Annotated in this window: 22 protein-coding genes; 3 read left to right on the top strand and 19 right to left on the bottom strand. The window is 70.5% G+C overall.

The window, feature by feature from the left end:
* Nucleotides 1-28: 28 nt before the first annotated feature.
* The 14 genes from ACIRJR_RS08075 to ACIRJR_RS08010 all read right to left on the bottom strand — a co-directional run bounded on the left by ACIRJR_RS08075 (nucleotide 29) and on the right by ACIRJR_RS08010 (nucleotide 11,857).
* Entirely contained in the window at nucleotides 29-679 is a 651-nt protein-coding gene (locus tag ACIRJR_RS08075; RefSeq protein ID WP_403776415.1) for an OmpA family protein, read from the bottom strand.
* Between the two features lie 8 nt (nucleotides 680-687).
* Complete coding sequence (locus tag ACIRJR_RS08070; RefSeq protein ID WP_403775536.1) at nucleotides 688-1,278, bottom strand: hypothetical protein; 591 nt, start codon at nucleotides 1,276-1,278, stop codon at nucleotides 688-690.
* Nucleotides 1,279-1,305: 27 nt separating this feature from the next.
* Nucleotides 1,306-1,950, bottom strand: a complete 645-nt coding sequence (locus ACIRJR_RS08065) for a pilus assembly protein TadG-related protein (RefSeq protein ID WP_403776412.1) — start codon at nucleotides 1,948-1,950, stop codon at nucleotides 1,306-1,308.
* Nucleotides 1,947-2,168 (bottom strand): hypothetical protein, encoded by a 222-nt coding sequence (locus ACIRJR_RS08060; protein WP_403775533.1) that lies wholly within the window; start codon nucleotides 2,166-2,168, stop codon nucleotides 1,947-1,949. The genes ACIRJR_RS08065 and ACIRJR_RS08060 overlap by 4 nt, the downstream gene beginning before the upstream one ends.
* A gap of 203 nt (nucleotides 2,169-2,371) precedes the next feature.
* Nucleotides 2,372-3,451 (bottom strand): response regulator, encoded by a 1,080-nt coding sequence (locus ACIRJR_RS08055; RefSeq protein ID WP_403775530.1) that lies wholly within the window; start codon nucleotides 3,449-3,451, stop codon nucleotides 2,372-2,374.
* 88 nt (nucleotides 3,452-3,539) lie between these two features.
* The gene (locus ACIRJR_RS08050) at nucleotides 3,540-4,871 is read right to left on the bottom strand and encodes a sensor histidine kinase (RefSeq protein WP_403775527.1); all 1,332 of its coding nucleotides are present in this window, start codon (nucleotides 4,869-4,871) and stop codon (nucleotides 3,540-3,542) included.
* A 10-nt stretch (nucleotides 4,872-4,881) separates the two neighbouring features.
* On the bottom strand, nucleotides 4,882-5,769 hold the full coding sequence (locus ACIRJR_RS08045) for a DUF5936 domain-containing protein (RefSeq protein WP_403775524.1): 888 nt from the start codon (nucleotides 5,767-5,769) through the stop codon (nucleotides 4,882-4,884).
* 14 nt (nucleotides 5,770-5,783) lie between these two features.
* Complete coding sequence (locus ACIRJR_RS08040; RefSeq protein WP_403775521.1) at nucleotides 5,784-6,719, bottom strand: type II secretion system F family protein; 936 nt, start codon at nucleotides 6,717-6,719, stop codon at nucleotides 5,784-5,786.
* 10 nt (nucleotides 6,720-6,729) lie between these two features.
* Complete coding sequence (locus ACIRJR_RS08035) at nucleotides 6,730-8,067, bottom strand: CpaF family protein (RefSeq protein WP_403775518.1); 1,338 nt, start codon at nucleotides 8,065-8,067, stop codon at nucleotides 6,730-6,732.
* A gap of 31 nt (nucleotides 8,068-8,098) precedes the next feature.
* Nucleotides 8,099-8,500, bottom strand: a complete 402-nt coding sequence (locus ACIRJR_RS08030) for a TadE/TadG family type IV pilus assembly protein (protein WP_403775515.1) — start codon at nucleotides 8,498-8,500, stop codon at nucleotides 8,099-8,101.
* Between the two features lie 6 nt (nucleotides 8,501-8,506).
* Nucleotides 8,507-8,920 carry a TadE family protein gene (locus ACIRJR_RS08025; RefSeq protein ID WP_403775512.1) on the bottom strand — a complete coding sequence of 138 codons (414 nt, stop codon included), beginning with the start codon at nucleotides 8,918-8,920 and terminating at the stop codon, nucleotides 8,507-8,509.
* Nucleotides 8,920-10,194, bottom strand: a complete 1,275-nt coding sequence (locus ACIRJR_RS08020; RefSeq protein ID WP_403775508.1) for a CpaE family protein — start codon at nucleotides 10,192-10,194, stop codon at nucleotides 8,920-8,922. The genes ACIRJR_RS08025 and ACIRJR_RS08020 overlap by 1 nt, the downstream gene beginning before the upstream one ends.
* A 7-nt stretch (nucleotides 10,195-10,201) precedes the next feature.
* Complete coding sequence (gene cpaB, locus ACIRJR_RS08015; RefSeq protein WP_403775505.1) at nucleotides 10,202-10,906, bottom strand: Flp pilus assembly protein CpaB; 705 nt, start codon at nucleotides 10,904-10,906, stop codon at nucleotides 10,202-10,204.
* A gap of 84 nt (nucleotides 10,907-10,990) precedes the next feature.
* Nucleotides 10,991-11,857: a hypothetical protein gene (locus ACIRJR_RS08010; RefSeq protein ID WP_403775502.1), complete on the bottom strand. Its 867-nt coding sequence runs from the start codon at nucleotides 11,855-11,857 to the stop codon at nucleotides 10,991-10,993.
* A gap of 608 nt (nucleotides 11,858-12,465) precedes the next feature.
* Between ACIRJR_RS08010 and ACIRJR_RS08005 the strand changes: the two genes are divergently transcribed.
* Entirely contained in the window at nucleotides 12,466-14,202 is a 1,737-nt protein-coding gene (locus ACIRJR_RS08005; RefSeq protein ID WP_403775499.1) for a chitinase, read from the top strand.
* Between the two features lie 117 nt (nucleotides 14,203-14,319).
* On the opposite strand, the gene ACIRJR_RS08000 is transcribed toward ACIRJR_RS08005, so the two are convergent.
* A complete protein-coding gene (locus ACIRJR_RS08000; RefSeq protein ID WP_403775496.1) occupies nucleotides 14,320-15,624 on the bottom strand; it encodes an Nramp family divalent metal transporter in 1,305 nt (434 codons plus the stop codon).
* A gap of 179 nt (nucleotides 15,625-15,803) precedes the next feature.
* On the opposite strand from ACIRJR_RS08000, the gene ACIRJR_RS07995 reads away from it, so the two are divergent.
* Nucleotides 15,804-17,033 carry a serine/threonine-protein kinase gene (locus ACIRJR_RS07995; RefSeq protein ID WP_403775493.1) on the top strand — a complete coding sequence of 410 codons (1,230 nt, stop codon included), beginning with the start codon at nucleotides 15,804-15,806 and terminating at the stop codon, nucleotides 17,031-17,033.
* Between the two features lie 92 nt (nucleotides 17,034-17,125).
* Here the strand turns inward: ACIRJR_RS07995 and ACIRJR_RS07990 are convergent, their stop codons facing one another.
* From ACIRJR_RS07990 to ACIRJR_RS07975, 4 genes are all read right to left on the bottom strand, one after another.
* On the bottom strand, nucleotides 17,126-18,598 hold the full coding sequence (locus ACIRJR_RS07990) for a GntP family permease (RefSeq protein ID WP_403775490.1): 1,473 nt from the start codon (nucleotides 18,596-18,598) through the stop codon (nucleotides 17,126-17,128).
* A gap of 132 nt (nucleotides 18,599-18,730) precedes the next feature.
* Nucleotides 18,731-19,141 carry a RidA family protein gene (locus ACIRJR_RS07985; RefSeq protein ID WP_033297919.1) on the bottom strand — a complete coding sequence of 137 codons (411 nt, stop codon included), beginning with the start codon at nucleotides 19,139-19,141 and terminating at the stop codon, nucleotides 18,731-18,733.
* A 6-nt stretch (nucleotides 19,142-19,147) separates the two neighbouring features.
* Nucleotides 19,148-19,906: an IclR family transcriptional regulator gene (locus ACIRJR_RS07980; protein ID WP_403775486.1), complete on the bottom strand. Its 759-nt coding sequence runs from the start codon at nucleotides 19,904-19,906 to the stop codon at nucleotides 19,148-19,150.
* Nucleotides 19,903-20,958 carry a sugar kinase gene (locus ACIRJR_RS07975; RefSeq protein WP_403775483.1) on the bottom strand — a complete coding sequence of 352 codons (1,056 nt, stop codon included), beginning with the start codon at nucleotides 20,956-20,958 and terminating at the stop codon, nucleotides 19,903-19,905. Before ACIRJR_RS07975 ends, ACIRJR_RS07980 begins: the two co-directional genes overlap by 4 nt.
* A 138-nt stretch (nucleotides 20,959-21,096) precedes the next feature.
* Here ACIRJR_RS07975 and ACIRJR_RS07970 point away from each other — a divergent pair, with 138 nt between their 5' ends.
* Nucleotides 21,097-22,398, top strand: a complete 1,302-nt coding sequence (locus tag ACIRJR_RS07970) for an alanine racemase (protein WP_403775480.1) — start codon at nucleotides 21,097-21,099, stop codon at nucleotides 22,396-22,398.
* Nucleotides 22,399-22,440 lie beyond the last annotated feature (42 nt).

The raw sequence follows: 22,440 nt of genomic DNA, 5'->3' as shown, positions 1-22,440 counted from the left end.
CACCGGACCCCCAGACTGCCCGTCGACTCTACGAGCCGCTGGTGCGCGGGAAGGAGACCTCCACGCGGCGGTTCTTCTTGCGGCCCTCTTCGGTGTCGTTGCTGGCGATCGGATACTGCTCGCCGTAACCGCGGATCTCGAACGTGATGCTCGGGAGCTTGGTGGCGAGCACCCCCTGTACGGCGTTCGCCCGCTGCTTGGACAGAACGTCGCCGTGGGCGGAGGACCCGAGGTTGTCCGTGAAGCCGAAGACCCGGACCTTCGGGGCGTTCTGCGTCTGGATCTCCGCGGCGATCGCGTTGATGCGGGCCGTGGCCTCACCGCTCAGCTTGGCGCTGTCCTTGCCGAAGAGGACTTCGGCCTGAAGGGCGAAGGTGATGTCGGCGTTGGTGTCCTCGCGTCGCTCCTCCCCACCCATGTCCTCGACGATGGACTTGATGTCGAGGACGCGGACATCACCGAGGGTCGCGCCGTCACCGAGCATGAGGCCGGGTGAGTTGGCGTCGACCTCGACGGGCGGCGAGGCACTCGGTACGGCGGTGGGATTGTCGTCCGCGGAGGCCGAGGTGGCCCCCCAGAGAGTCGAGGTGCCGAGGACCATCGCCGCGGCGGCGCAGAGGCCGAGACGGCACCGGAGTGCGCCTCGCGAGGCGGCTGGTGTGGGGGTGGGTGGCTGCATGGCGGTCGTCACCCCGAGATCTTGATCGTCGCGGTGGGCATGGTGGGGATCTGGAAGTCGACCTCGGTGGTGCTCTGGGGCGGGGCGGGGAACTGAACGAAGAACGGCGCAGATTCTCCAGGCGCGATGCCGGTGGTGAATTTCGTGCAGAGGCACCTGCCGTCGGTGTCCCGCAGAGTCAAGTATCGCTTCTTGCCCGCCTGATCCACCAAGGAAGCGCCGGCAACGGAGGCTCCGTTGCCCACCATCTCCTGCTCATTCCCTTGCCAGCCCTGAGCACCGAATTGCTGCTTCGAACCGTTCGTCACACTGCCCTTCACGGTGACGAAACCGCCGGCATCGCGCTCCGCCGAGTTCACGATCAGCTCGATGCTCCCAGGACCCTTCACGCTGGCCAGCACCTCTGTCGAGGCCGAGCTCTCAACCGCGTCCGGGGACTTCTGGTTCTCCGACGCAGACGCATTCGGCTGCTTCTGCTCCGACTCGGGCTTCTCATTGCCGTCATCGCCTCCACAGGCCGTCAGTACGACAGCCATGGCTACGGAGGCGGCAGCGACGGCGGCCCCCTTGAAGCGAATCCGGGTCATGGCTGCACGCATCGGCGTGTTCCTCTCGGTGACGTTCACTTACTTGTCGGCCAGGTGGACGGAGAACAGGTCTGCCAAGTCCGGCAGGAGGTTGAGGTTCTTCGGGTCGATGTCGAAGTCCAAGTCTTCGTCATCGCAGACTGCTTTGTAGGCCTTCTGCTCCTCGGACTCGTCCGTGTCGCCGTCGTCGTCATCCGCCGGAGGGCTCGGCGTGGGACGGGTGTCCTCTTCGATGCGACAGCGCGGCTCGATCACCGCTCTCGCGGTGGCCTCGGCCTTCTTCGTCTTGGTGCTGGCGATCACCGAGCTGCCGACGGTCTTATTGGTCTCGACCGTGACCGTGTAGGACGCTTCGGGCCAGAATTCGGGGTCGCAGGAGACCTGCCGGGCATCGTTCTGCGACGCGAGCCATCCACCGGCGGAGCATGATCCTGCGTCGATGTCCCGGCCGCTCAGCAGGTCGTCCCATGCACGGAGGTCGAAGGCCCCGGGCCAGCTCCACTCGTCCCGTGCGTCCTGAGCCGCCGCGAGCGCGGCGGCGTCGGCGGCCGTCTGGGCCTCGTTCTTCTTCATCGAGGCCTGCCCCACGGCGAAGTAGGCGAACGCAAGGAAGAGCAGGCCCGCCACCACCATGATGTAGATGGGGAAAGCCTGCCCTGCCTCGTGCGTCTGCCTGGCTTTCAGCCGCCCGTGATCTTGCCGATCTGGGTGGTGATCGCTCCCGCGATCGTGTTGCCGAAGTTCGTCGTCATGAGCACCCCGATGATCGCCACGACCACCACGATGATGCCCAGGTACTCCACCGCGCCCTGCCCCCGGTCCGCCCGGGCCTTCATGCGCTCGACGGACGTGTTCGCCCAGACCTTGGCGTTGACGGACGCCTTCAGCATCAGCTTGCTCATGATGTTCCCCTCCGGTTGCGGCCGGCCGTACGGCGGTCGGCGCGTAAGTCCCTGTGGTGTCGCCTGCGTAACCGGCTTCCTCCTGGCCGGTGCCGTCGGCGACATGAGAAACGTACGGCTGGGCACCCCGTTCGGCGCAGGGCCCCAGGGCCCAAAGCCGGGCCCAAAAAGCGTGTTGGGTCCGACCCGTCGTCCTCCCCCGTTCAGCCATGGCGGCCTGTCCCCCTCGTCCCAGGTCCCGGGCCCGGCGCCGTGCCGAGCCAGCGGGCGATCGCTTCGCTGCGGCTGCCGCTGTGCAGCTTGGTGAAGATCCTGTTGATGTGGTTCTTGACTGTCTTCTCGCTGATGAAGCAGGTGGCGGCGATCTGGTGGTTGCTCATCCCGGACGCGATGAGGTCCATGACCTCCACCTCCCTCGAACTCAGGCCGTGCTGCTGCCTGTTGGGCGCCGGATGCCGGTCATGACGTCCGTCAGTCGAAGACTGTGCCACAACGGGTTGCAGTTGCGAAAGGCTTTCCGGTGGGCCCGCAGGTCGCGCCCCCGAGGAGCCGGGGTCCGGTGCGGCGTGCGGGGCCCCTTCCGGCGGCTGCGCCGGGTAGCCGGGGCCACTGGGTGCGGCGCCCGTCGCCAGTGCCGCCCCCAGCCCGTCCGGCAGGCGTCTGGGCGTCCGGTCCGGGCCCTGGCGCATATGGGCGAGGAGGGCGTTGGCCGCCGTGGCGGTGAAGTGCGCCCGGCCGCTCCTGGTGTCGCGTACGGCCTGCACCAGCTGGTCCGCGGTGAACTCGCCGTGGACCAGGTAGCCGCCCGCGCCCAGGCGCAGCGCCTCGTGGACGATGTCGCTCTCGCGGCTGTAGGTCAGCATCATCACAGGTGCAACCTGCACCAGGTGAGGCAAGGCGGAGATGCCGTCCACTCCGGGCATCCGGACGTCGAGCAGGACGACGTCCGGCCGGTGGCGGACGGCCGCCTCGTAGGCCTGGCGGCCGTCAGCGGCCTCGGCCACGACCTCGATGTCGGCGCGGCCACTGAGCAGGACTCCCAGCCCCGCCCGGACGACCGGGTTGTCGTCGGCGACCACGACCCGCAGGGGGCCGGGGGCCGGCACGTCCGGGCCGCTGGGGAAGGGAGGCATCGCTTCGGGTGCCGGGGTGTTCGGGGCGGTCGGGAACCCGGGGTGACTGCGCTCCGCGCCGGGGGGGCTGGAGTGCGGGGAGGTGTGCTGGGAGACGTGGTCCGGCGAGGCCCAGTTCTGGCCCGGAGCGCTGAAGTCGTCATCCGGCATTCTGCGACCTCCTCTCAGGTGTGGTGGGGACGTCAGGTGTGGTGGGGACGAACGAGCGGGGAGCGGTCGAGCGGTGGAGCTGGAGCGGTTACGGGCTTGAGGCCGGGGCCGCGGCGGGGACCGTGGCCGGGGGTGGGGACAGCGCCGCGACGGGGAGGTCCAGGCGGACTTCCGTGCCCTTGGCCGCCTTGCCCTTGCCGATGCGGATGCGGGCGCCGATGGAGGCGGCGCGTTCGACCATGCCGACGAGGCCGAAGTGACCGGCCCGCCTGAGGTCGTCGAGCGTGGTGCCCGCGGGCAGGCCCTTGCCGTCGTCGTACACGCTGACGCGCAGGACGTCGCCCTTGATGCCGGCCAGGACGGCGAGGTAGCTGGGGTGGGCGTGCCGGTGGGCGTTCTCCATGGCTTCGGAGGCGACGGTGAGCAGCTGGCGGGCGACGACCTGCGGCACGGGGGGCACGGGGGCGTCGCCGAGGGTGCGGAACACCGTGTTCGTCCCGTGGCGCCGGGAGAAGTCGTCGGCCCTGGACCGGAGTTCGGCGACGATGTCGACTCCGCCGTCCAGGCCGGAATCGCGGCGCAGGTCGGAGAGGAGTTCGCGGGACTCGGCGGCGGCCCGCCGGGCCGAGCGGGCGACCACCTCCGCCTGGTGTCTGACGGTGAGGGGGTCCGTGCGGTCGGCGGAGTGGGCCAGGCCGTCGGCGGCGAGGGCCAGGCCGTGGAGGGTCTTGGCGACGGAGTCGTGCATCTCGCGGGCCAGCCGGGCGCGTTCTTCCTCGACGGCCACGCTGACGGCGAGGCGGGCCCGGGTCTCGGTCAGTGCCTGGCTGGCGGAGCCGACCCGGAGCATCAGGTTGCGCAGGGTGACGCCGACCGCTCCGGCGAGGACGCAGAAGCCCGGCAGCAGGAGCACGGAGGCCAGGCCCCCGGCCTGGAGCTTGTCCTCGGCGCCGTAGGCCGCGGCCAGGATCAGGCCCTGCACGGCGGCGAAGACGCCCGCCGCCCGCCAGCCGTAGAGCAGCCCGGCGAGCAGCGGGGTGCAGACGACGGCGTAGCCGAGGGTCGAGTCGGGTGTGGCGGTGAACAGGAGCAGGGCGCCGAAGACCGTGTCGGCGCCGAGGAGGAGGGGGGAGCGCACGAGGAGCGGCCCGAAGCGTTCCCAGTCTCGGTAGAGCGCGTACGAGCCGACGACGGTCACCAGGACGGCGGAGGCGACCAGCCAGCTCGCGAGGCCGTCGGCGGTGTTGTCGAGGGCCTGGGGGGTGCCGATGGCGATCATGGCCAGGCGGAAGAGGAACACCTGGCGGGCCAGCGCGGAGAGGGCGTTGACCTGGATGGAGACGGTGGGCACCGGGCCGGCGGGGGTGGACAGGGCGGCGTGCCGCGATTCCTCGGCGCCCGGGTGCAGGGAGATCGTCATCGGCGGACGCTCACTCTCCGGTGAAGGATCCGAGGTCGGTGTCGGATCCGAGCAGCATGGCGGCGCCCATGAGGATCATGGTGGCGGGGATCATGAAGGTGGTGACCATCAGGGTGGCCTTGGGGACCGCCTTGGCCGCCTTGCGCCGGGCGTTCTGCGCGTCGGTGCGGCGCATGTCGTTCGCGATGGCGATGAGGGTGTCGACGATGGGTGCGCCGAGCTCCTCGCCCTGCTGGAGTGCGGTGACGAACATGGCGACCTGTTCGGAGTCGTTGCGTCTGCGGAGCTCGTCGAAGGCCTGGCGCCGGCTCACCCCCATGTCCATCTGGCGCAGGGTGATGCGCAGTTCGTCGGACCAGGGGCCCTGGTACTTCTCGGCGACCCGGTCGAGGGCCTGCCGGAAGCCGAGGCCCGCGGAGACCACGACGGCGAGGACGTCGAGGAAGTCGGGGAGTGTGCGGTCGATGTCGTCCCGGCGCTTGCGGACGGCGGCCCAGATGCCGACCTCGCCCCAGAACAGGCCGAAGGCGATCATGAAGAGGGCCATGAAGATCTTGCCGCTGGTGAGCATCGCGAAGGCGGCGAAGCCGCCGAGGGCGCTGTAGACGGCGCGGCGGGCGGCGTAGCGGTCGATGGTGAGGCCGCCGGGGTTGCCCGCCATGTCGATCTTGCGGCGCTTCTCGTTGACCTTCTTGGGCCCCATCAGGCGGAGCACCAGGGGCGCCCAGCGCATGCCCAGGCGGTCGATGCCGGAGCCCACCGCGGTGGTGCGGGTCGAGCCGACTTCGAGTGCGAGCGCGAGGTCTCCGGGGAGGGTGGCCTCGGCGCGGTACATCCGTACGCCCTTGAAGACGCCGAACACGCTGAGGCCGACGACGAGAGCGAGCAGCAGTTCCATTACCGGTCCCCTCCTCAGATATCGATCTTGGAAATACGGCGGATGGCGACGAAGCCGAGGGCGTAGAGGCTGAGCGAGACGATGACGGCGATCTGTCCGGCGACGGATCCCGTCATCCGGTCGAGCGCTCCGGGGAGGATCGAGTTCACGAGGAGCATCGCGCCGATGCCGATGGCCGGGACGGCGTACGCGGTGGTGTTGACCTGCGAGAGCTGGGTGCGGACCTCGCGCCGGGTCTCCTTGCGCTCCTCCAGCGTGACGGTGAGGTTGCGCAGGGAGGAGACGACCTGCCCGCCGGCCCGGTTGGAGAGGATCAGTGTGGAGACCAGGACGACGAGTTCGCGGGAGGGCAGGCGTTCGGCGAGTTCACCGAGAGCGTCGTCGAGGGTGCGGCCGACACCGAGCTGGTCGGCGACCACGCGGAGTTCGTCCCCGGCGGGTGCTTCGAGTTCGTCGGCGGCCATGGCGATGGACGTGCGCAGGGAGAGCCCGGCCTGGGTGGCGTTGGCGAGCACCCTGGAGATCTCCGGTAGTTGGCTGATGAAGGCCTCGGTGCGCTTGGTGCGGTGCCAGTTCAGGAAGGTGTTGGCGCCCCAGAGCGCGCCGAGCCCGGCGAGCGGGCCGAAGAAGGACGCCAGGACGGAGGCCGCGATGAGCCAGAGGGCCGCTACCGAGGCGACCACGTAGAAGAAGTACTCGCCCGGGGTGATGTCGAGGCCGGTGGCCGCGAGCTTCAGCTCGATCCTCTTGCCCAGTTTCGTCCGGCGCAGCCTGCGGTCGAGCCCTCGGAAGCGGCGCTGGGGGCCCATGTCGGTCTGCCCGGTCGAGGACAGCCGGTCGACGAGCGCCTCGCGCTGGGCCTTGCCCGAGGTGTACGCGTGCAGGCCCATCACGCCGAGGACGCAGCACAGCAGCGTGACGCCGATGGTGAGCGGAGCGAGGTTGTCCATGTCGGGGTACCTATCTGGCCTCTCGGGTGGCGAGGTATTCCTCTGACGGGGCGACCCCGAAGGCCTGGGGGATCGGCTGTCCGGCCATGTAGAGCCGGTCGGCGATGCGGCGCGGGAGCGGGAGGGCCTGGAACTCACCGTGGATCATGCCGTCGGTGCCCATGGGGCGGGCGTCGAAACGGGCGACGGTGACGATCTTGTAGGGGTCGCGCCCGTGCGAGTCGAGCACCGCGATCTCGGTGACCCTTCTGGCACCGTCGGCGTGCCGGGTCAGCTGGACGATCACGTCCACGGCGCTGTTGATCTGGTCGTGCAGGGCCTCGAAGGGGATCTTGATCTCGGACATCGACGCGAGGGTCTGGAGTCGCATCAGCGCGTCCTCCGCACTGTTGGCGTGGACGGTCGCCAGCGACCCGTCGTGGCCGGTCGACATGGCCTGGAGCATGTCGAGCGACTCACCGCCTCGCACCTCTCCGACGACGATGCGGTCGGGGCGCATGCGCAGGGAGTTGCGGACGAGGTCGCGGATGGTGATCTGGCCCTTGCCCTCCACGTTCGCGGGGCGGGACTCCAGCCGGATCACGTGGTTCTGCTGGAGCTGGAGTTCCGCGGAGTCCTCGATGGTGACGATGCGCTCGCCGTCGGGGATCAGTCCGGAGAGGGCGTTGAGCAGGGTCGTCTTCCCCGTGCCGGTGGCCCCGGAGACGATCACGTTGAACTTCGCCTGGACGAGCCCGGCGAGCAGCAGCAGCATCTGCTGGTCGAGCGAGCCGAAGCCGATCATCTCCTGGAGCGTGAACGACCGGGGGAACCGCCGGATGGTGAGCGTCGCGCCGGTGAGGGAGAGCGGCGGAATGATGACGTTGACGCGTTCGCCGCTGGGCAGGCGGGCGTCGACCATCGGATTGGCCTCGTCCACACGGCGGTTGACGGTCGAGACGATGCGCTCGATGGTCTGCATGAGCTGTTCGTGGCTGGCGAAGCGCATGGGGAGCTGTTCGACCCGGCCCGCCCGTTCGACGAAGATCTGGTCGGGCCCGTTGACCATGATCTCGGTGATGGAGGCGTCCTCCAGGAGCGGTTCGAGGACGCCGAGCCCGAGGGCCTCGTCGACGACCCGGCGGATGAGCTGGGAGCGTTCGACGGTGGACAGTACGGGGCCCTCGCGGCTGATGATGTGGCCCAGCACGCGCTCCAGCCTGGCCCGCCGGTCGGAGGCGGCGAGCGAGGACATCTCCGCGAGGTCGATCTCCTCGAGGAGCTTGGCGCGGTAGGTGGCGACCAGATGGCCGTCCTCCCGCCCCCCTCCGCGCTCCTCGGGGGCGGTGATGCGTGCCCGCAGGCTCATGGGTGGTACTCCTCGGATGGGATGGGTGTGCTCAGTCGCGGGGCATGGTGGCGGACTTCTCGACGGTCCGGTCACCGAGCAGCCCGAGCAGGATGTCCGGGACGGTGACGGTGACGGTCACCGTCACCGTGTCGCCGCCCGTCGGCGGAGAGATCCGGGACCGCTCGGCCACCCAGCCCGTCATCGACGCCCTGCCCACGTGGGCGTACGACCCGCGCAGGCCGTCCTGCGACGCGGTGCGGGCGGCCGCCCTGGCCGCGGTGCCCGCCTGCTGCGCGGTGTAGGCGATCAGGCCGAGCTGGATGCCCGCGAGGCCGATGAGGATGAGGACGGGCAGGAAGCCCAGGTACTCGATGGCGGTCGAGCCCCGGTCGCCGCCCCTGCCCCCGGTGGCTCGTGCCGCCGGCCCCCGTCGGATGTGTGTGGGTGCCATACCGCGTCACTTCCCTTCCGCGGCCGCGCCGGCCTCTGCCTTGACGGGGACGGGCAGGTCGGCGAAGCCCGGGAAGAGGGCCGGCGCCTTCAGAGTGATGCTGACCTTGACCGTGTCGTCCGGGGCGGGAGCGGTGCAGTCGATGCTCGCGGAACCTTCCCAGGCGGCCGGAAGCCGTTCGCGTACGGCCTCCTCGCAGCTGCCCGCCCGGCCCCAGGCCCCCGCGGCGGCCGCCTTGCGTACGCCTTCGTCGGCCGCGCCGCTCGCCAGGGTGAAGGTGTAGCCCACCAGTACGGCCTGCCAGAGCAGGACCAGTGTCACCAGGATGATCGGGACCATCCCGGTGAACTCGACGCTCAGCTGCCCGTGGTCGCGTCTCAGCCGTGCCCGTATCCGGCTCGGCTCTCCCCTGCTCGGCATCACTCCCGGCCTCCCCCGCTGGTCGTACCGCCCTTGCGCCGGCGCCCTCCGATCGAGCCCCGGTCGCCGCGCAGCATGCCGCCACGCGGCTCCGCTCCCTGGGAAGGCTTCACGAGTCCGAGCTCGCCCGCCAGGGCCCAGAGGGCCTGTTTCACGGTCGACCGTGGGTCCAGTTCGTGCATCCGCCCCGAATCGACCGCGCCCTGAAGCTCCTTGAAGTTCGCCGGCACCGCCGTGGACGCCATCCGGGTCCCGGTGATCCGCTGGATCAGCGGCGGCTGGATCTCGGTGTTGCGGTTGAAGCGGTTGACGAGGGTGAACGTCTCCTCGGCCTTGCGGATCTGGAGCCGGTCCCACATCCGCACGATGCGCTTGGCCCCCCGCACGGAGACGACGTCCGGTGTCGTGACGAGGACGGCGGTGTCGGCCATCTCGATCGCCGCGGCGTTGGCCCCGTTCATCTGGCTTCCGCAGTCGATGACGACGATCTCGTAGCGGGAGCGCAGGGCGCTGACGATCTGGCGGACGGACCGGTCGCTGACCTCCTCGCCGCGTTCGCCCTCGCCGGGCGCCAGCAGCAGGGCCATGCCCGTGGAGTGCGAGAAGACCGCGTCGGACAGTACGCGCGGTGATATGTCGGTGATGGCCGCCAGGTCGACGATGGAGCGCCGGAACTGCACGTCGAGGTAGGAGGCGATGTCACCGGTCTGGAGGTCCAGGTCGACGAGCGCGGCGGTACGTCCGGAGGCCTGGGCGGCCAGGGCCAGCTGGACGGCCGTGACGGTGGCACCCACGCCGCCCTTGGCCCCGGTGACGGTGACGACGGTGCCCCCGGGGCCGGTGAACACGTCGCTGCCCGCTCCCAGGTGGCGTCGCACGCCGGTGGACCACTGGGCGGCGGCCTGGACCCTGTTGGCGAGCTCCTCGTAGCTCAGCGGCAGGGTGACCAGGCCCCGCGCTCCGGCGTCCATGGCCGCGGCGAAGAGGCCCTGGCTCGCGTCGGCGGTGATCAGCACGACGCCCACGGCGGGGAAGCGCAGGGACACCTCCCGGATCAGTTCCAGGGCGGGCACCGGACCGATCCGCTCATGGACCAGCACGACCTCGGGCAGCTCCTCGAGGGACTCGCCGGCGAGGCGGGCGAGCGTGTCGATGAGCTGCGTCGAGTCACCGGCGGGAGTCGCGGGCTCCGCGTCGGGCAGCTGGCTGAGCAGGGTGGTCACGGACCTGGCCGCGTCGGCGTCACCGACGGCCGGGAGGATCCTCGCGGTCATCCGGTCCTCACTTGTCCTTGTCGAGCGTGTAGGTGCGGTCGCCCGGGCGGATCGTGCCGTCGCTGCCGGGCGCGATCAGTGCGAGGCGTACGTGTTCGGCGAAGGACTCCGCGTACGCGACGCGCTGCGTGTCGAGGGTGTTGAGGGCGAAGGTGATCGGCACGGCCTCGGACGCCTGGTTCCTGTCGTCCTTCTTCGGCTCCAGGGCCGTCAGTTCGCCGACGTCGAGGACCTTGGCGTTGGAGACGATGACCTTGGACTGGGACAGCTCGCCCTCCTGCTCGCCCGAGAAGGTGGCGTAGATGTTCACCTTGTCGTTCGGCCGGATCTTGCCCGCCACCCCGGTCGCGGCGTCGATCATGATGGCGATCTCCTGCTCGCCCGGCCGCAGTTCGGGGCTGCTGACCATCATGTCGGACTGCATCAGGGAGCCCTCCCGCAGCTGCGTCACGGCGATCTTGCCGTCCACCTCGCCGATGTCCGTGACGGCGTTCTCCGACAGCCACCGCTTCGGCATGGAGACCTTCTCGAACTGGCCGGCGGAGAGGTCCGTGTACGGCGCCACGTCGCTCTTCAGCCGGTAGGCGTCGACCTCGGGTCCGACCTTCGAGTTGACGTCGCTGATCACCGAGAGCACCCCGGCGAAGGCACCGAAGGCGCACAGGACCGACAGGAGCAGGAGTATCACGCCGCGGCGCTGGCGGGAGTTCATGGGCCGGACAACCTCGTTCGAATCGGATGCGTGGAGCAGCGGACAAGGAGGGATGCGCGGTGCCTGTGGAGAGCGACGGGCCCGCTAGGTGCCGGGCGGTGCGGGCGCTCCGTGGTTCAGGACACCGGGGGAGTGCATTCGGTTCTCCGGCGGGGCCAGCGGGGAGGAGCAAAACCCGCAGCGGTCGCCGATGAGTTCCATTCCGCACCAGTGGCAGCTTTCCCGCCGCACCGAGGAAACGAGCTGGTAGATCACGGAGATGTCCGGAAGGAAGGAGGCGAATTCCACCAGCTTTCCCGTACCCCACCAGCGCGGCGAACCGGCGGGCAGCGCGCACTCCTGAACGGACTGGACGTTCCAGGCGGGGGCGAGGGTCTGCTGGACCCATTCGGAGGTGAGCTGCCCCTTGGCGATCAGCATCTGGGTGGCGAAGGGCGGCCCGGCCGGGGGTTCGGCGGCGGCACCGATCTTGACCAGTTGCGGGCTGGGCCCGGTGACCACCGCGAACTGCGTCCCGGGCACCCAGGACTTCGCGTGCGTCTTGAGGCTGACGGGGACCCGGTCCAGCCTGGCCACCGAGTTCAGCAGGGCGCCGGCGTGGATGTAGTGGGCGAGGAGCCGGGCCGCCGAGGCCACCACTCCGGGGCTGAAGTCGCAGACGGACAGCTGGCGCAGCTGCCGGACCAGCACGGCCACTCCCAGCGGCGGCAGGTCCACCTTGAGCAGGGCGATGCGGTCGCTCTCCAGGACCGAGCGGATGGCGTGCAGTCTGCGTTCGTGGGCTGGGCTGATCCCCGTCGGGCAGACCGCGACCACGTAGCCGTGCTGCTCCAGAAGCAGGTGCATGTCACCGATGGCGAGATCGAGGGACTGCGCTTCGGGTGCCTGCAGCAGGGCCGCCGTGGGCGTCTGCTGATCGGTCGGCGGGAGCACCAGATCAGCACTGGTCACTGCTATTGCGGTCGGCACGCTCTTCCCCGTTCGGCCCCGGCCGTCGTCATGGATGACTCCGGCCGCAATCGCTCCTGCTCCGTGCTTCTTCCCCAGCACTTTAGCCACGTCATACCAGGCAGAGAACAGATATCGGAACCCAGTACGAAGTCGTGCGGCACAGGCGTTCGCAACGCCTCCGTACGAAATCGGACGAAAAGCAGAGTCGTTAACTCCTGTACCACTGCGTAGAGTTACCGCGGTCATCCTGGTTTGAAATGCGCGGGAATTCATTCGCCCACGTCAGAACGGATGCCGGTGGCATTCCCCGGCCCTCCCCGAAATCCACTCCGTCACGGGCGGGGCGCCCAGGCCGAGTCACTCGCGCGAGTGGACGCCCACTCCCGGGGGGCCGTCACCCGTTGGAGTGCGCCCCGGGGGCCTCCCGGGACGTCCGCCAGGGGGTGCGCGCACCCCACGGCCGACCCCGGACCCGCCCCGCCGCACACATCCGGACCACCAGAGGTCTTGACAACTTGATTGGTCTGGACCAGTTTATCGGCCAACGGTGGCCACCGTTTCCCGCCAGGGCACGCCCAGTACCCCAACTCCCCCACCGGAGGCAGCGAGTGGAACGCTCCGCAGGCAGCAGCAGGCACAGAAGAAGCAGGGTCCGGCCGCTCCTCGGCGGAACCGTGGCCGTGGTCGCGGCCGGGGCACTGGCCGTCACCGGACTCGTCAGCACCGCGCAGGCGGCCGACGTCAACGTCGCCAAGAACGCCGGATTCGAGTCCGGGCTCGGCAACTGGACGTGTTCCGGCGGCAGCGGCACGACCGTCTCCTCCCCCGTGCACGGCGGCACGTCCGCGCTCAAGGCCACCCCGGCCGGGCAGGACAACGCCAAGTGCACGCAGACGGTCGCGGTGAAGCCGAACTCCACCTACGCGCTCAGCTCCTGGGTGCAGGGCGGTTACGCCTACATCGGGGCCAGCGGCACCGGTACGACCGACGTGTCCACCTGGTCACCCGGCTCCAGCAGCTGGACCCAGCTGAAGACCTCCTTCAAGACCGGCCCCTCCACCACCTCGGTGACCGTCTACACCCACGGCTGGTACGGCCAGGCCGCCTACTACGCGGACGACATCCAGGTCTCCGGCCCCGACGGCGGCGGTGGCACCGACCCGGAGCCCACGATCCCCGGGGCGCCCGCGGGACTGACCGTCGGCGCGACGACCTCCTCCTCCATCGGCCTCAGCTGGAACTCGGTCTCCGGCGCGACCGGCTACACCGTCTACCGGGGCGGCACGAAGGCGACCACCACCACCGGGACCTCCGCGACGGTGACCGGCCTCGCGGCGGACACCGCGTACCAGTTCTCCGTCAGCGCGACCAACTCGGCCGGTGAGTCCGTGAAGTCGGCCACGGTCAGCGGCCGCACGGCCAAGACCACCGACCCGGACCCGGAGGGGCCGACCACCTCGGTGCCCAAGCACGCGGTGACCGGCTACTGGCAGAACTTCAACAACGGCGCCGCCGTCCAGAAGCTCAGCGACGTCCCCGCGAACTACGACATCATCGCCGTCTCCTTCGCGGACGCCACGGCCACGCCCGGTGCCGTCACCTTCAACCTGGACTCGGCCGGGCTCAACGGCTACACGGTCGCCCAGTTCAAGGCCGACATCAAGGCCAAGCAGGCCGCCGGCAAGAACGTCATCATCTCCGTGGGCGGCGAGAAGGGATCCGTCGCCGTCAACAGCGACGCCTCCGCCACCGCCTTCGCCGACTCGGTGTACGCGCTGATCCAGGAGTACGGCTTCAACGGCGTCGACATCGACCTCGAGAACGGCCTCAACTCCACCTACATGACGAAGGCGCTGCGCTCCCTGTCCTCGAAGGCGGGCTCCGGCCTCGTCATCACCATGGCGCCGCAGACCATCGACATGCAGTCGACCTCCGGTGAGTACTTCAAGACGGCGCTCAACATCAAGGACATCCTGACCGTCGTGAACATGCAGTACTACAACAGCGGTTCGATGCTGGGCTGCGACGGCAAGGTCTACTCCCAGGGCTCGGTGGACTTCCTCACCGCGCTGGCCTGCATCCAGCTGGAGGGCGGCCTCGCCCCGTCCCAGGTCGGTCTCGGTGTACCCGCCTCCACCCGCGGCGCGGGCAGCGGCTACGTCGCCCCGTCCGTCGTGAACGCGGCCCTGGACTGCCTGGCCAAGGGCACGAACTGCGGATCCTTCAAGCCCTCCAGGACCTACCCGGACCTGCGTGGCGCGATGACCTGGTCCACGAACTGGGACGCCACGGCGGGCAACGCCTGGTCGAACGCGGTCGGCCCGCACGTGCACGGCCTCCCGTAACCCGCGGCCGCGACCGGGCCGCCCGACAGCCCGGTCGATCCGGCCTGGTCGACGATCCAGCAGCGCCGCCGCTCCCCCGGCGGCGCTGCTGCGTTCCCCGCGGCAGGCACGCCGCACTCACCAGGGCAGGTCACGCACCTGCTGGACGCACAGCACGACGAACAGCAGGCCGGCGCCGCCCAGCATCCCGTTGCTGAGCCAGCCGTTGCGCCACTCCCCAGGCGTACGCGAGGAGTTGAGCAGCCAGAGCAGGGTCAGGGCGAGGAACGGCATGAAGAAGGCGCCCAGCACCCCGTAGCCGATGACCAGCCCGAAGGGCTCGTCCAGCCACAGGAGCGTCATCGGGGGGAACGTCAGCCAGAGCAGATACGCCCGGAAGGGCACGGACCGCTCCTGCCGGCCGACCGTCTCGCTGCCCGCCGTCTCCTTGCCCGGGGCGGCGCGGCCCGCACGGAACCGCTCCACGAAGTCGGCGAACATCAGGCTCACGCCGTGCCACACGCCGATGAGCGAGGAGAACGAGGCGGCGAAGAAGCCGACCAGGAACAGCTTCGCGGTGACGGTGCCGAAACGGTCGTCCAGGATCTTCCCGAGGTCGATGAGCCCCTGGTCGCCCTTGGTCAGCGCGAGCTGCGAGGAGTGCAGCAGCTCGGCGCCGACGATCAGCATGGCGACGACGAAGATCCCGGTGGTGATGTAGGCGATCCGGTTGTCGATCCGCATCACCTTCATCCAGGACGTGCCCGACCAGCCCTTGGCGTTCACCCAGTACCCGTACGCGGCCATGGTGATGGTGCCGCCGACCCCGCCGATCAGTCCGAGCGTGTAGACGAGGGAGCCGTCCGGGAGCACGGGGAGCAGACCGGCGAAGGCCGCACCCATGTCCGGCGCCACCCGGATCGCGACGTAGACCACGACGACGAACATCACGCCGACCAGGACGGTCATGACCTTCTCGAAGACGGCGTAGCGGTTGAACCAGACGAAGACCAGCCCGGTCAGCCCGGTGACGATCGCCCAGGTCTTCAGCCCCGGCCCGCCGGGGAAGAGCGCCACGATGGGCAGGGCGCTGGAGGACATGGCCGTGGCGCCGTAGACGAAGCCCCAGATGACGACGTACACCGCGAAGTAGGCCGTGGTCCACCCGCCCAGGCTGCGCCAGCCGTCGAAGAGGGTGCGGCCGGTCGCGAGGTGCCAGCGGCCGACGGCCTCCGCGAGGGAGATCTTGACGAGGCAGCCGATCACGGCCGCCCACATGAGGGTGTAGCCGAACTTGCTGCCCGCGATGAGCGTCGCGACCAGGTCGCCGGCTCCGACTCCGGTGGCCGCGACGACGATGCCGGGCCCGATGTGACGCCAGCTGGATCTACGGGGCCGGTTCTCCAGCTCCCCCGCGTCTGTGGTCTCGCTTGTCTCCGCCATGTCGATCAACGAAGCGCATCGTGCCGGATCGCACAAGAGGGCGCGTCGTACCACCGTCATGCCCACCCGGGTCGCGGACAGCTGTGGATGTTCCGTGACAGGGGATGGTGGTGCACTCCCCCACTCCCCGTGGGACCCTTGGCGCGCATGGCTTCAGGGGGCTGGACGGGGGAAGTGGCATGACAGGCGCGCACGTCGACCCGCTGGGGAGCGGGGATCCGGCGACGCTCGGCAGATACGAACTGCTCGGGAGGCTCGCGTCCGGCGGCATGGGGAGGATCTACCTCGCCAGGAGCGTCGGCGGACAGCTGGTCGCGGTGAAGACGCTGCTCGCCGAGGGCGTCGTCAGCGAGGTCGAACGACGGCGGTTCACCCGCGAGGTGGGACTGGCCCAGCGCATCGACAGCGTGTTCACGGCGCGGGTGCGGGACGCCGACCCGCGCGCGGACCGGCCGTGGATGGCGATCGACTACATCGCCGCACCGTCGTTGTCGGAGCTGGTCCGCACGGCCGGGGTGCTGCCCGCGTCGGCGGTGCAGTGGCTCGCGGCGGGCACGGCGGAGGCGCTGGTCACGCTGCACGGCGAGGGCATCATCCACCGGGACCTCAAGCCGGACAACATCCTGCTGCCGCTCCCGGGCCCCCGGGTGATCGACTTCGGCATCTCGCACGCGAACGACCTCACCCGCACGAGTCTCACCCTGGGCACGATCGCCTTCACCTCGCCGGAACAGGCGCGGGGAGAGATGTCGACCGAGGCGTCGGACGTGTACTCGCTCGGGGCGACCCTCTTCCACCTGGCGCTCGGCAGACCTCCGTACCGGGACGGCAGCAACACCCTGGCCCTGCTGGCCCAGGTGCAACGGGGCGAGCTCGACCTCACCGGCCTGCCCAAGGAGCTGACCGCGCTGATCCGCCCCTGCCTGGCGGCCGATCCCGCGCAGCGGCCCGTCCCGGCCGAGATGCTGGCCCGCTTCCGGCAGTCGCTGGCCGGCCTGCCCGTGTCGCAGGGGGGCCGCCGCTGGCTGCCGCCGCGCTGGACGGACCTGATCGGCGCGTACGAGCGTCAGGGGCGTGACCTGGCGCGTGGGGTCGGCGTCGGCACCGGCAGCGGTTCCGGTTCCGGCGGTGCGGACGTCGAGGGGCCCACGGACCTGGTGCCGCCTCCCCCTCCGACACGGGTCTACCCGCCCGAGGACGCGCGGGCCCGGCCGGAGCCGGTCCGGCTGGCGGAGGCCCGGGCGCCCCGCACACCGCCGCCACCGAGCACCCCACCGCACGCGACTCCCCGGCCGCCGGTACCGCGGACGCCCCCGCCCGCCCCGGTCAGGGGCGGACTGGGGGCGTCCGTCGTGGTGTCGCTGGTGGTCCTGGCCTTCGTCGCCTTGATCCTCTGGCAGATCGGCTAGCCGCGCACCGTCCCCGGGACGGAGGGGCCTGGGGCGTGTTTCGAAAGTAGCGCCGTCCGCCCGCCAGGCAGGCGGGACTTTCGAAACACGCCCTAGATCACCAGGCTGAGAGCGGCCGCGACCACGAAGCCCGCGACGGAGAGGACCGTCTCCAGGACCGTCCACGTCTTCAGGGTGTCGCGCTCGGAGATGCCGAAGTACTTCGAGACCATCCAGAACCCGCCGTCGTTGACGTGCGAGGCGAAGATGGAGCCTGCCGAGATCGCCATGATGATCAGCGCGAGGTGCGGCTGCGACATGTTCTGGCCCTCGACGAGCGGGACGACGATGCCGGCGGTGGTGACGATCGCGACCGTCGCCGAGCCCTGGGCGACACGCAGGACGACGGAGATCAGCCAGGCGAGCAGGATGACCGGCAGACCGACGTCGTTGAAGGTGTCGGCGAGCGCGTCGGCGATTCCGCTTCCCTTCAGCACGGCTCCGAAGATGCCGCCCGCACCGACGACCAGCAGGATGTTGCCGACCGGCTTCAGCGAGGCCGTGGAGACCGATTCGAGGGACTTGCGGGACCAGCCGCGCCGGATGCCCAGCAGGTAGTAGGCGAGGAACAGGGCGATCGTCAGCGCCACGAACGGGTTGCCGAAGAACTCGATGACGGAGCGCAGGGTGGAGGGGTCCAGCGCGATGGAGGAGAACGTCGCGGCGAGGATGAGGATCAGCGGGGTGCCGATGATCGCCAGGACGGTGCCGAGGGAGACCGGCTGCTCGTGCGGGGTGACACCGGCGGCGCGCTGTTCGGCGACGACCGCGGCCTTGGACTCCTCGGCGGCCTCGACCATGTCCTGCGGGACCTCGACGAAGACGCGCTTGCCGATCCAGGCGGCGTAGCCCCAGGCGGCGAGGACGGACGGGATGCCGACGACGGCGCCCATCAGGATGACCCAGCCGAGGGAGACGTTGAAGAGGCCCGCGGCGGCGACCGGCCCGGGGTGCGGCGGCAGGAACGCGTGGGTCATGGAGAGGCCGGCCAGCAGCGGCATCGCGTACAGGATGATCGACTTGCCGGAGCGCTTGGCGGCCGCGTAGACGATCGGCGCGAGGACGAAGATGCCGACGTCGAAGAAGACGGGGATGCCGAAGATCAGGCCGGTGAGGCCCATGGCGAGCGGGGCGCGCTTCTCACCGAAGAGGTTCAGCAGGCGGGTGCTCAGGACCTCCGCCCCGCCGGACACCTCCAGGATCGCGCCGAGCATCGTGCCCAGGCCGATGATGATCGCGACGTGCCCGAGGATGCCGCCCATGCCGGATTCGATGACGGACACGGCGGCGGACTTCTGCACCGTGCCGAAGAGTTCGGTGACGGAGAGACCGGCACCCAGGCCGACGGCTATGGACACGGCGAGCAGCGCGACGAACGGCTGAAGCCTGACCTTGATGATCAGGAAGAGCAGGAGCGCGATCCCGAGGGCGGCGACGGTCAGCAGACCGGGCGTTCCGCCGATCAGGAGGAGCAGTCCACCGGTGTGGGGTGGCGCCTCGGGTGTGGGGGCGGCGGCGAGCAGCATGAGCGGTCAACTCCGTTGGTGACAGGGTCCTTCGGGGCAGGGGGGAGCGCGGCACGGCGCCCCGGTGCGTTCGGGGGGCGGGGCACCGTGCCGTGGTGCGGGGTTCAGCGGTGGAGCGAGCGGCTCAGGGGATCAGCCGAGGACCGCGAGGGCGTCGATCTCGATGAGCAGCCCCTTGGGCAGGCCGACGTACACCGTCGTACGCGCGGAGGCGGGAGCCTTGAGGCCCTGCTCCTCGAAGTACTCGTTGTAGATCGCGTTCATCTCGGCGAAGTGGTCCACGTCCGTGAGGTAGACGCGCATCATCATCACGTCGTCCCAGCTCGCGCCGCCCTCCTCCAGGATCGCCTTGACGTTGGCGAAGGTCTGGAGGGTCTGCTCGCGCAGGGTGGGGCCGGCCGGGGTGGGTGCCTGGCCCTCGACCGCGGGGAGGAAGCCGACCTGGCCGGCGACCTGGAGGATGTTCCCCTTCTTCACGCCGTGCGAGAACTTCGCGGGCGGCGCGGTGTGGGTGCTGGGGGTGAGGGCGGTCTTCTCGGTCATGGCGGTTCAGGCTTTCTTGGTGGGGGTGGTGCCGGAGTACTCCCGGCTGATGGTGTCCGCGGTGCGGCGCACCAGCGGGAGCAGGGTGAGGAGTTCCTCCGCCGTGACGACCACGTTCGGCGCGGAGACCGACATGGCGGCGACGACGCGCCCGTCCGCGCCCCGGATGGGGGCGCCGACGCAGTTGATGGACTCCTCGTGGCCACCGAGGTCGGTGGCCCATCCCTGTTCGCGGACGACGGCGAGCTCCTTGAGGAAGGCGCCGGCGTTCGGGAGCGAACGGGACGTGTACATGGGGTAGTCGAGCCGTTCGGCGATGGCGCGCCGTTCGGGCTCGGTGAGGTCGGCGAGGAGCAGCTTGGCGACCGCGGCGACGGTGATCGCGACGGGCTTGCCGATCCGTGAGTACATCCGCACGGGGTAGCGGCTCTCGACCTTGTCGATGTAGAGGACCTCGTTCTCCTCGTACACCGCGAGGTGGACGGTGTGCCCGCACTGCTCGTTGAGCGCGACGAGGTGGCTGTGGGCGATCTCGCGTACGTCGAGGTTCTCGACGGCTTCCTGCGCGAGGGCGAAGAGCCGGGCGCCGAGGCGGTAGCGCTGGTCCTCCTGGCGGTAGACCAGGCCGTGCTCGTGGAGCGTACGGAGCAGGCGCAGCGCCGTGGACTTGTGGACGCCGAGCCGGTCGGCGACCTGGCCGAGGTCGGCGGGGCCCTGGGCGAGCAGCGGCAGGATGCTCAGCGCGCGGTCGACGGTCTGGCTCATGTGACTCGTACCTCCTCGTTCGCCCCGCCGGCGGCTGTCCAGCCGGGGCCGAGACGAAGTGTGCCCCAGGCGGTGTCATCCAGGGCGGCGAGCCGGTCGGCGTAGGCGCGGGGCGGGGGGCCGGTGAGGTCGCCGGGGACGGTGAGGACCGCGGCCGCCATGAGGTGGCCGTGCCGGGCCCGGTCGCGTACGGGCAGGCCGCGCAGGGTCGCGGAGAGGAAGCCGGCGGCGAAGGCGTCACCGGCGCCGACGGCGGCGACGACGTCGACGCGGAGGGAGGGGACGGTCGTGACCGTGTCCGGTTCGCCGCTCGCCGTGCGCGAGAAGACGGTGACGCCGTCGGCGCCCCGCTTGACGACCAGGACGTCCGGTTCGGGCAGGGCGGCGCGTACGGCTTCGGCGCCGTGGAGCCCCCACGCCTCCTCCGCCTCGTCGTCCCCGACGAAGACGAGGTCGCAGCGGCGTGCGAGAGCGAGCAGGACCTCCGGGCCCTCCCCGCCGTCGCGCCAGAGGCCGGGGCGGTGGTTGACGTCGAAGGAGATCAGCGGGCGGCCGTCGCGGGGGGCGGTGAGGTCGTGGAGGAGTGCCAGGCAGTCGGCGGAGAGCGCGGCGGTGATGCCGGACAGGTGCAGGACGCGGGCGGGGAGGAGGTCCTCGTACGGGACGTTGTGCGGGGACATCGCGGAGGCCGCGGAGCCGGCCCGGTAGTAGGCGACCTCGTGGGTGTCGGTGGCCCGGTCCGTCGCCGTCCGGAAGTAGATCCCGGTGGGGCGGCGGGGGTCGCGGCGTACGGCGGAGGTGTCGACCCCGTATCCCGCGATGGTGTCGACGAGGTGGTCGCCGAAGCCGTCGGCGCCGACCCGGCCGACCCATTTCGCCCGGTGGCCGTCGGCGGCGAGCGCGCAGGCCACGTTGGACTCGGCGCCGCCGATGCCCCGGACGAAGGAGGGCACGTCGGCGAGGCGGCCCGGCTGCGAGGGCAGGAACGTCACCATGGACTCGCCGAGGCAGACGACGTCCGCGGTGGCTGTCCTGGCTGCGGATCCGGGCACTCTGGGCTCCTCTTGGTCGGCCTTGGGCGCCGGTGCTCACCATTGACCCGGCATCGGCGAGGATGTTAGACAGCGTTAAGCGATATGCGCAATGGCCGTTGCAGACAATGCAACGATCACGTTCCCGAGGAGGATCCCTTGGCCGCCCAGCAGTCCCCCGAGCAGTCCCTGACGGCCCTCGCCGCCGAGCGGGTCGACCACCGCTTCAAGGCACTGCCGCCCGACGCGGAAGGGCTGACCGTGGGCGCACTGGCGGCCGAGCGCCGGAACCTCTTCACGGGAGGCTTCACCACACCGGTGCTCGCCCTCTCCGCCGAGTCCGTCGAGGCCAACCTCGCGCTCCTCGAGACGTATGCCGAACGTCACGGCCTCGCCTTCGCGCCGCACGGCAAGACGTCGATGTCCCCGCAGCTCTTCGCGCGCCAGCTGGAGTACGGCGCCTGGGGCATCACCGCCGCCGTCCCCCACCAGGCCCGCGTCTACCGCGCCCACGGCATCCGGCGGATCTTCCTGGCCAACGAACTCGTCGACGCGGTGGCGCTGCGCTGGCTGGCCGGCGAGCTGGACGCCGACCCGGACTTCACCTTCGCCTGCTACGTGGACTCGGTGCGCGGCGTCGAGCTGATGGACGAGGCCCTGCGCGCGGCCGGCGCGGTGCGCCCCGTCGACGTCGTGGTGGAGCTGGGGGCCGGCCAGGGCGCCCGCACCGGTGCCCGTACGGACGCCGACTGCGCGGCGGTCGCCGACGCGGTGGCCGCCGCCCCCACCCTGCGTCTGGTGGGCGTCGCCGGATACGAGGGCGAGGTGCCGGAAGCCTCCCCGGAGCGCGTGCGGGAGTGGCTGCGCCGACTCGTCGCGCTGGCGGCGGACTTCGACGCGGCCGGCCGTTTCTCCGCCCTGGCCGACGGCGAGGAGATCCTGGTCAGCGCGGGAGGGAGCGCCTGGTTCGACGCGGTGGCCGACGTCTTCGCGGAGATCCCCGCGCTGAGCCGGCCCGTGCTCAAGCTCCTGCGCTCGGGTGCCTACGTCAGCCACGACGACGGCCATTACCGCCACCTCACCCCCTTCAACCGGATCCCGGAGGAGGGCGCGCTGCGGCCCGCCTTCCGCCTCTGGGCGCAGGTCGTCTCCCGCCCCACCCCCGAGCAGGCCTTCGTCAACGCGGGCAAGCGTGACGCCGCCTACGATCTGGACCTCCCCGAGGCGCAGGTCGTCCGCTCCGGACGGGACGGTTCGGTGCGCCCCGCCACCGGAATCACCGTCAGCGGGCTGTCCGACCAGCACGGCTGGGTGCGCACGGAGGCGGGGGCGGAGCTGGAGGTCGGCGACTGGGTCGGGATGGGGCTGTCGCATCCCTGCACCTCCTTCGACAAGTGGCAGCTGATCCCGCTGGTCGAGGCGGACGGCACCGTCACCGACTACATCCGCACCTTCTTCTGATCGACGCACCCCGTCCCGACCCCACCCCGAAAGGCGGCAATC

It is taken from the genome of Streptomyces sp. NPDC102402, assembly GCF_044765765.1.
Lineage (GTDB): Bacteria > Actinomycetota > Actinomycetes > Streptomycetales > Streptomycetaceae > Streptomyces.
This window is presented reverse-complemented; position numbering and strand designations above follow the sequence as displayed.

What these genes read in the sequence shown, in the direction of transcription:
- ACIRJR_RS08075 (WP_403776415.1), bottom strand. Translation starts at nt 679, where the DNA reads ATGCAGCCACCCACCCCCACACCAGCCGCCTCGCGAGGCGCACTCCGG.
- ACIRJR_RS08070 (WP_403775536.1), bottom strand. Translation starts at nt 1,278, where the DNA reads ATGCGTGCAGCCATGACCCGGATTCGCTTCAAGGGGGCCGCCGTCGCT.
- ACIRJR_RS08060 (WP_403775533.1), bottom strand. Translation starts at nt 2,168, where the DNA reads ATGAGCAAGCTGATGCTGAAGGCGTCCGTCAACGCCAAGGTCTGGGCG.
- ACIRJR_RS08055 (WP_403775530.1), bottom strand. Translation starts at nt 3,451, where the DNA reads ATGCCGGATGACGACTTCAGCGCTCCGGGCCAGAACTGGGCCTCGCCG.
- ACIRJR_RS08050 (WP_403775527.1), bottom strand. Translation starts at nt 4,871, where the DNA reads ATGACGATCTCCCTGCACCCGGGCGCCGAGGAATCGCGGCACGCCGCC.
- ACIRJR_RS08045 (WP_403775524.1), bottom strand. Translation starts at nt 5,769, where the DNA reads ATGGAACTGCTGCTCGCTCTCGTCGTCGGCCTCAGCGTGTTCGGCGTC.
- ACIRJR_RS08040 (WP_403775521.1), bottom strand. Translation starts at nt 6,719, where the DNA reads ATGGACAACCTCGCTCCGCTCACCATCGGCGTCACGCTGCTGTGCTGC.
- ACIRJR_RS08035 (WP_403775518.1), bottom strand. Translation starts at nt 8,067, where the DNA reads ATGAGCCTGCGGGCACGCATCACCGCCCCCGAGGAGCGCGGAGGGGGG.
- ACIRJR_RS08030 (WP_403775515.1), bottom strand. Translation starts at nt 8,500, where the DNA reads ATGGCACCCACACACATCCGACGGGGGCCGGCGGCACGAGCCACCGGG.
- ACIRJR_RS08025 (WP_403775512.1), bottom strand. Translation starts at nt 8,920, where the DNA reads ATGCCGAGCAGGGGAGAGCCGAGCCGGATACGGGCACGGCTGAGACGC.
- ACIRJR_RS08020 (WP_403775508.1), bottom strand. Translation starts at nt 10,194, where the DNA reads ATGACCGCGAGGATCCTCCCGGCCGTCGGTGACGCCGACGCGGCCAGG.
- cpaB (WP_403775505.1), bottom strand. Translation starts at nt 10,906, where the DNA reads ATGAACTCCCGCCAGCGCCGCGGCGTGATACTCCTGCTCCTGTCGGTC.
- ACIRJR_RS08000 (WP_403775496.1), bottom strand. Translation starts at nt 15,624, where the DNA reads ATGGCGGAGACAAGCGAGACCACAGACGCGGGGGAGCTGGAGAACCGG.
- ACIRJR_RS07995 (WP_403775493.1), top strand. Translation starts at nt 15,804, where the DNA reads ATGACAGGCGCGCACGTCGACCCGCTGGGGAGCGGGGATCCGGCGACG.
- ACIRJR_RS07990 (WP_403775490.1), bottom strand. Translation starts at nt 18,598, where the DNA reads ATGCTGCTCGCCGCCGCCCCCACACCCGAGGCGCCACCCCACACCGGT.
- ACIRJR_RS07985 (WP_033297919.1), bottom strand. Translation starts at nt 19,141, where the DNA reads ATGACCGAGAAGACCGCCCTCACCCCCAGCACCCACACCGCGCCGCCC.
- ACIRJR_RS07980 (WP_403775486.1), bottom strand. Translation starts at nt 19,906, where the DNA reads ATGAGCCAGACCGTCGACCGCGCGCTGAGCATCCTGCCGCTGCTCGCC.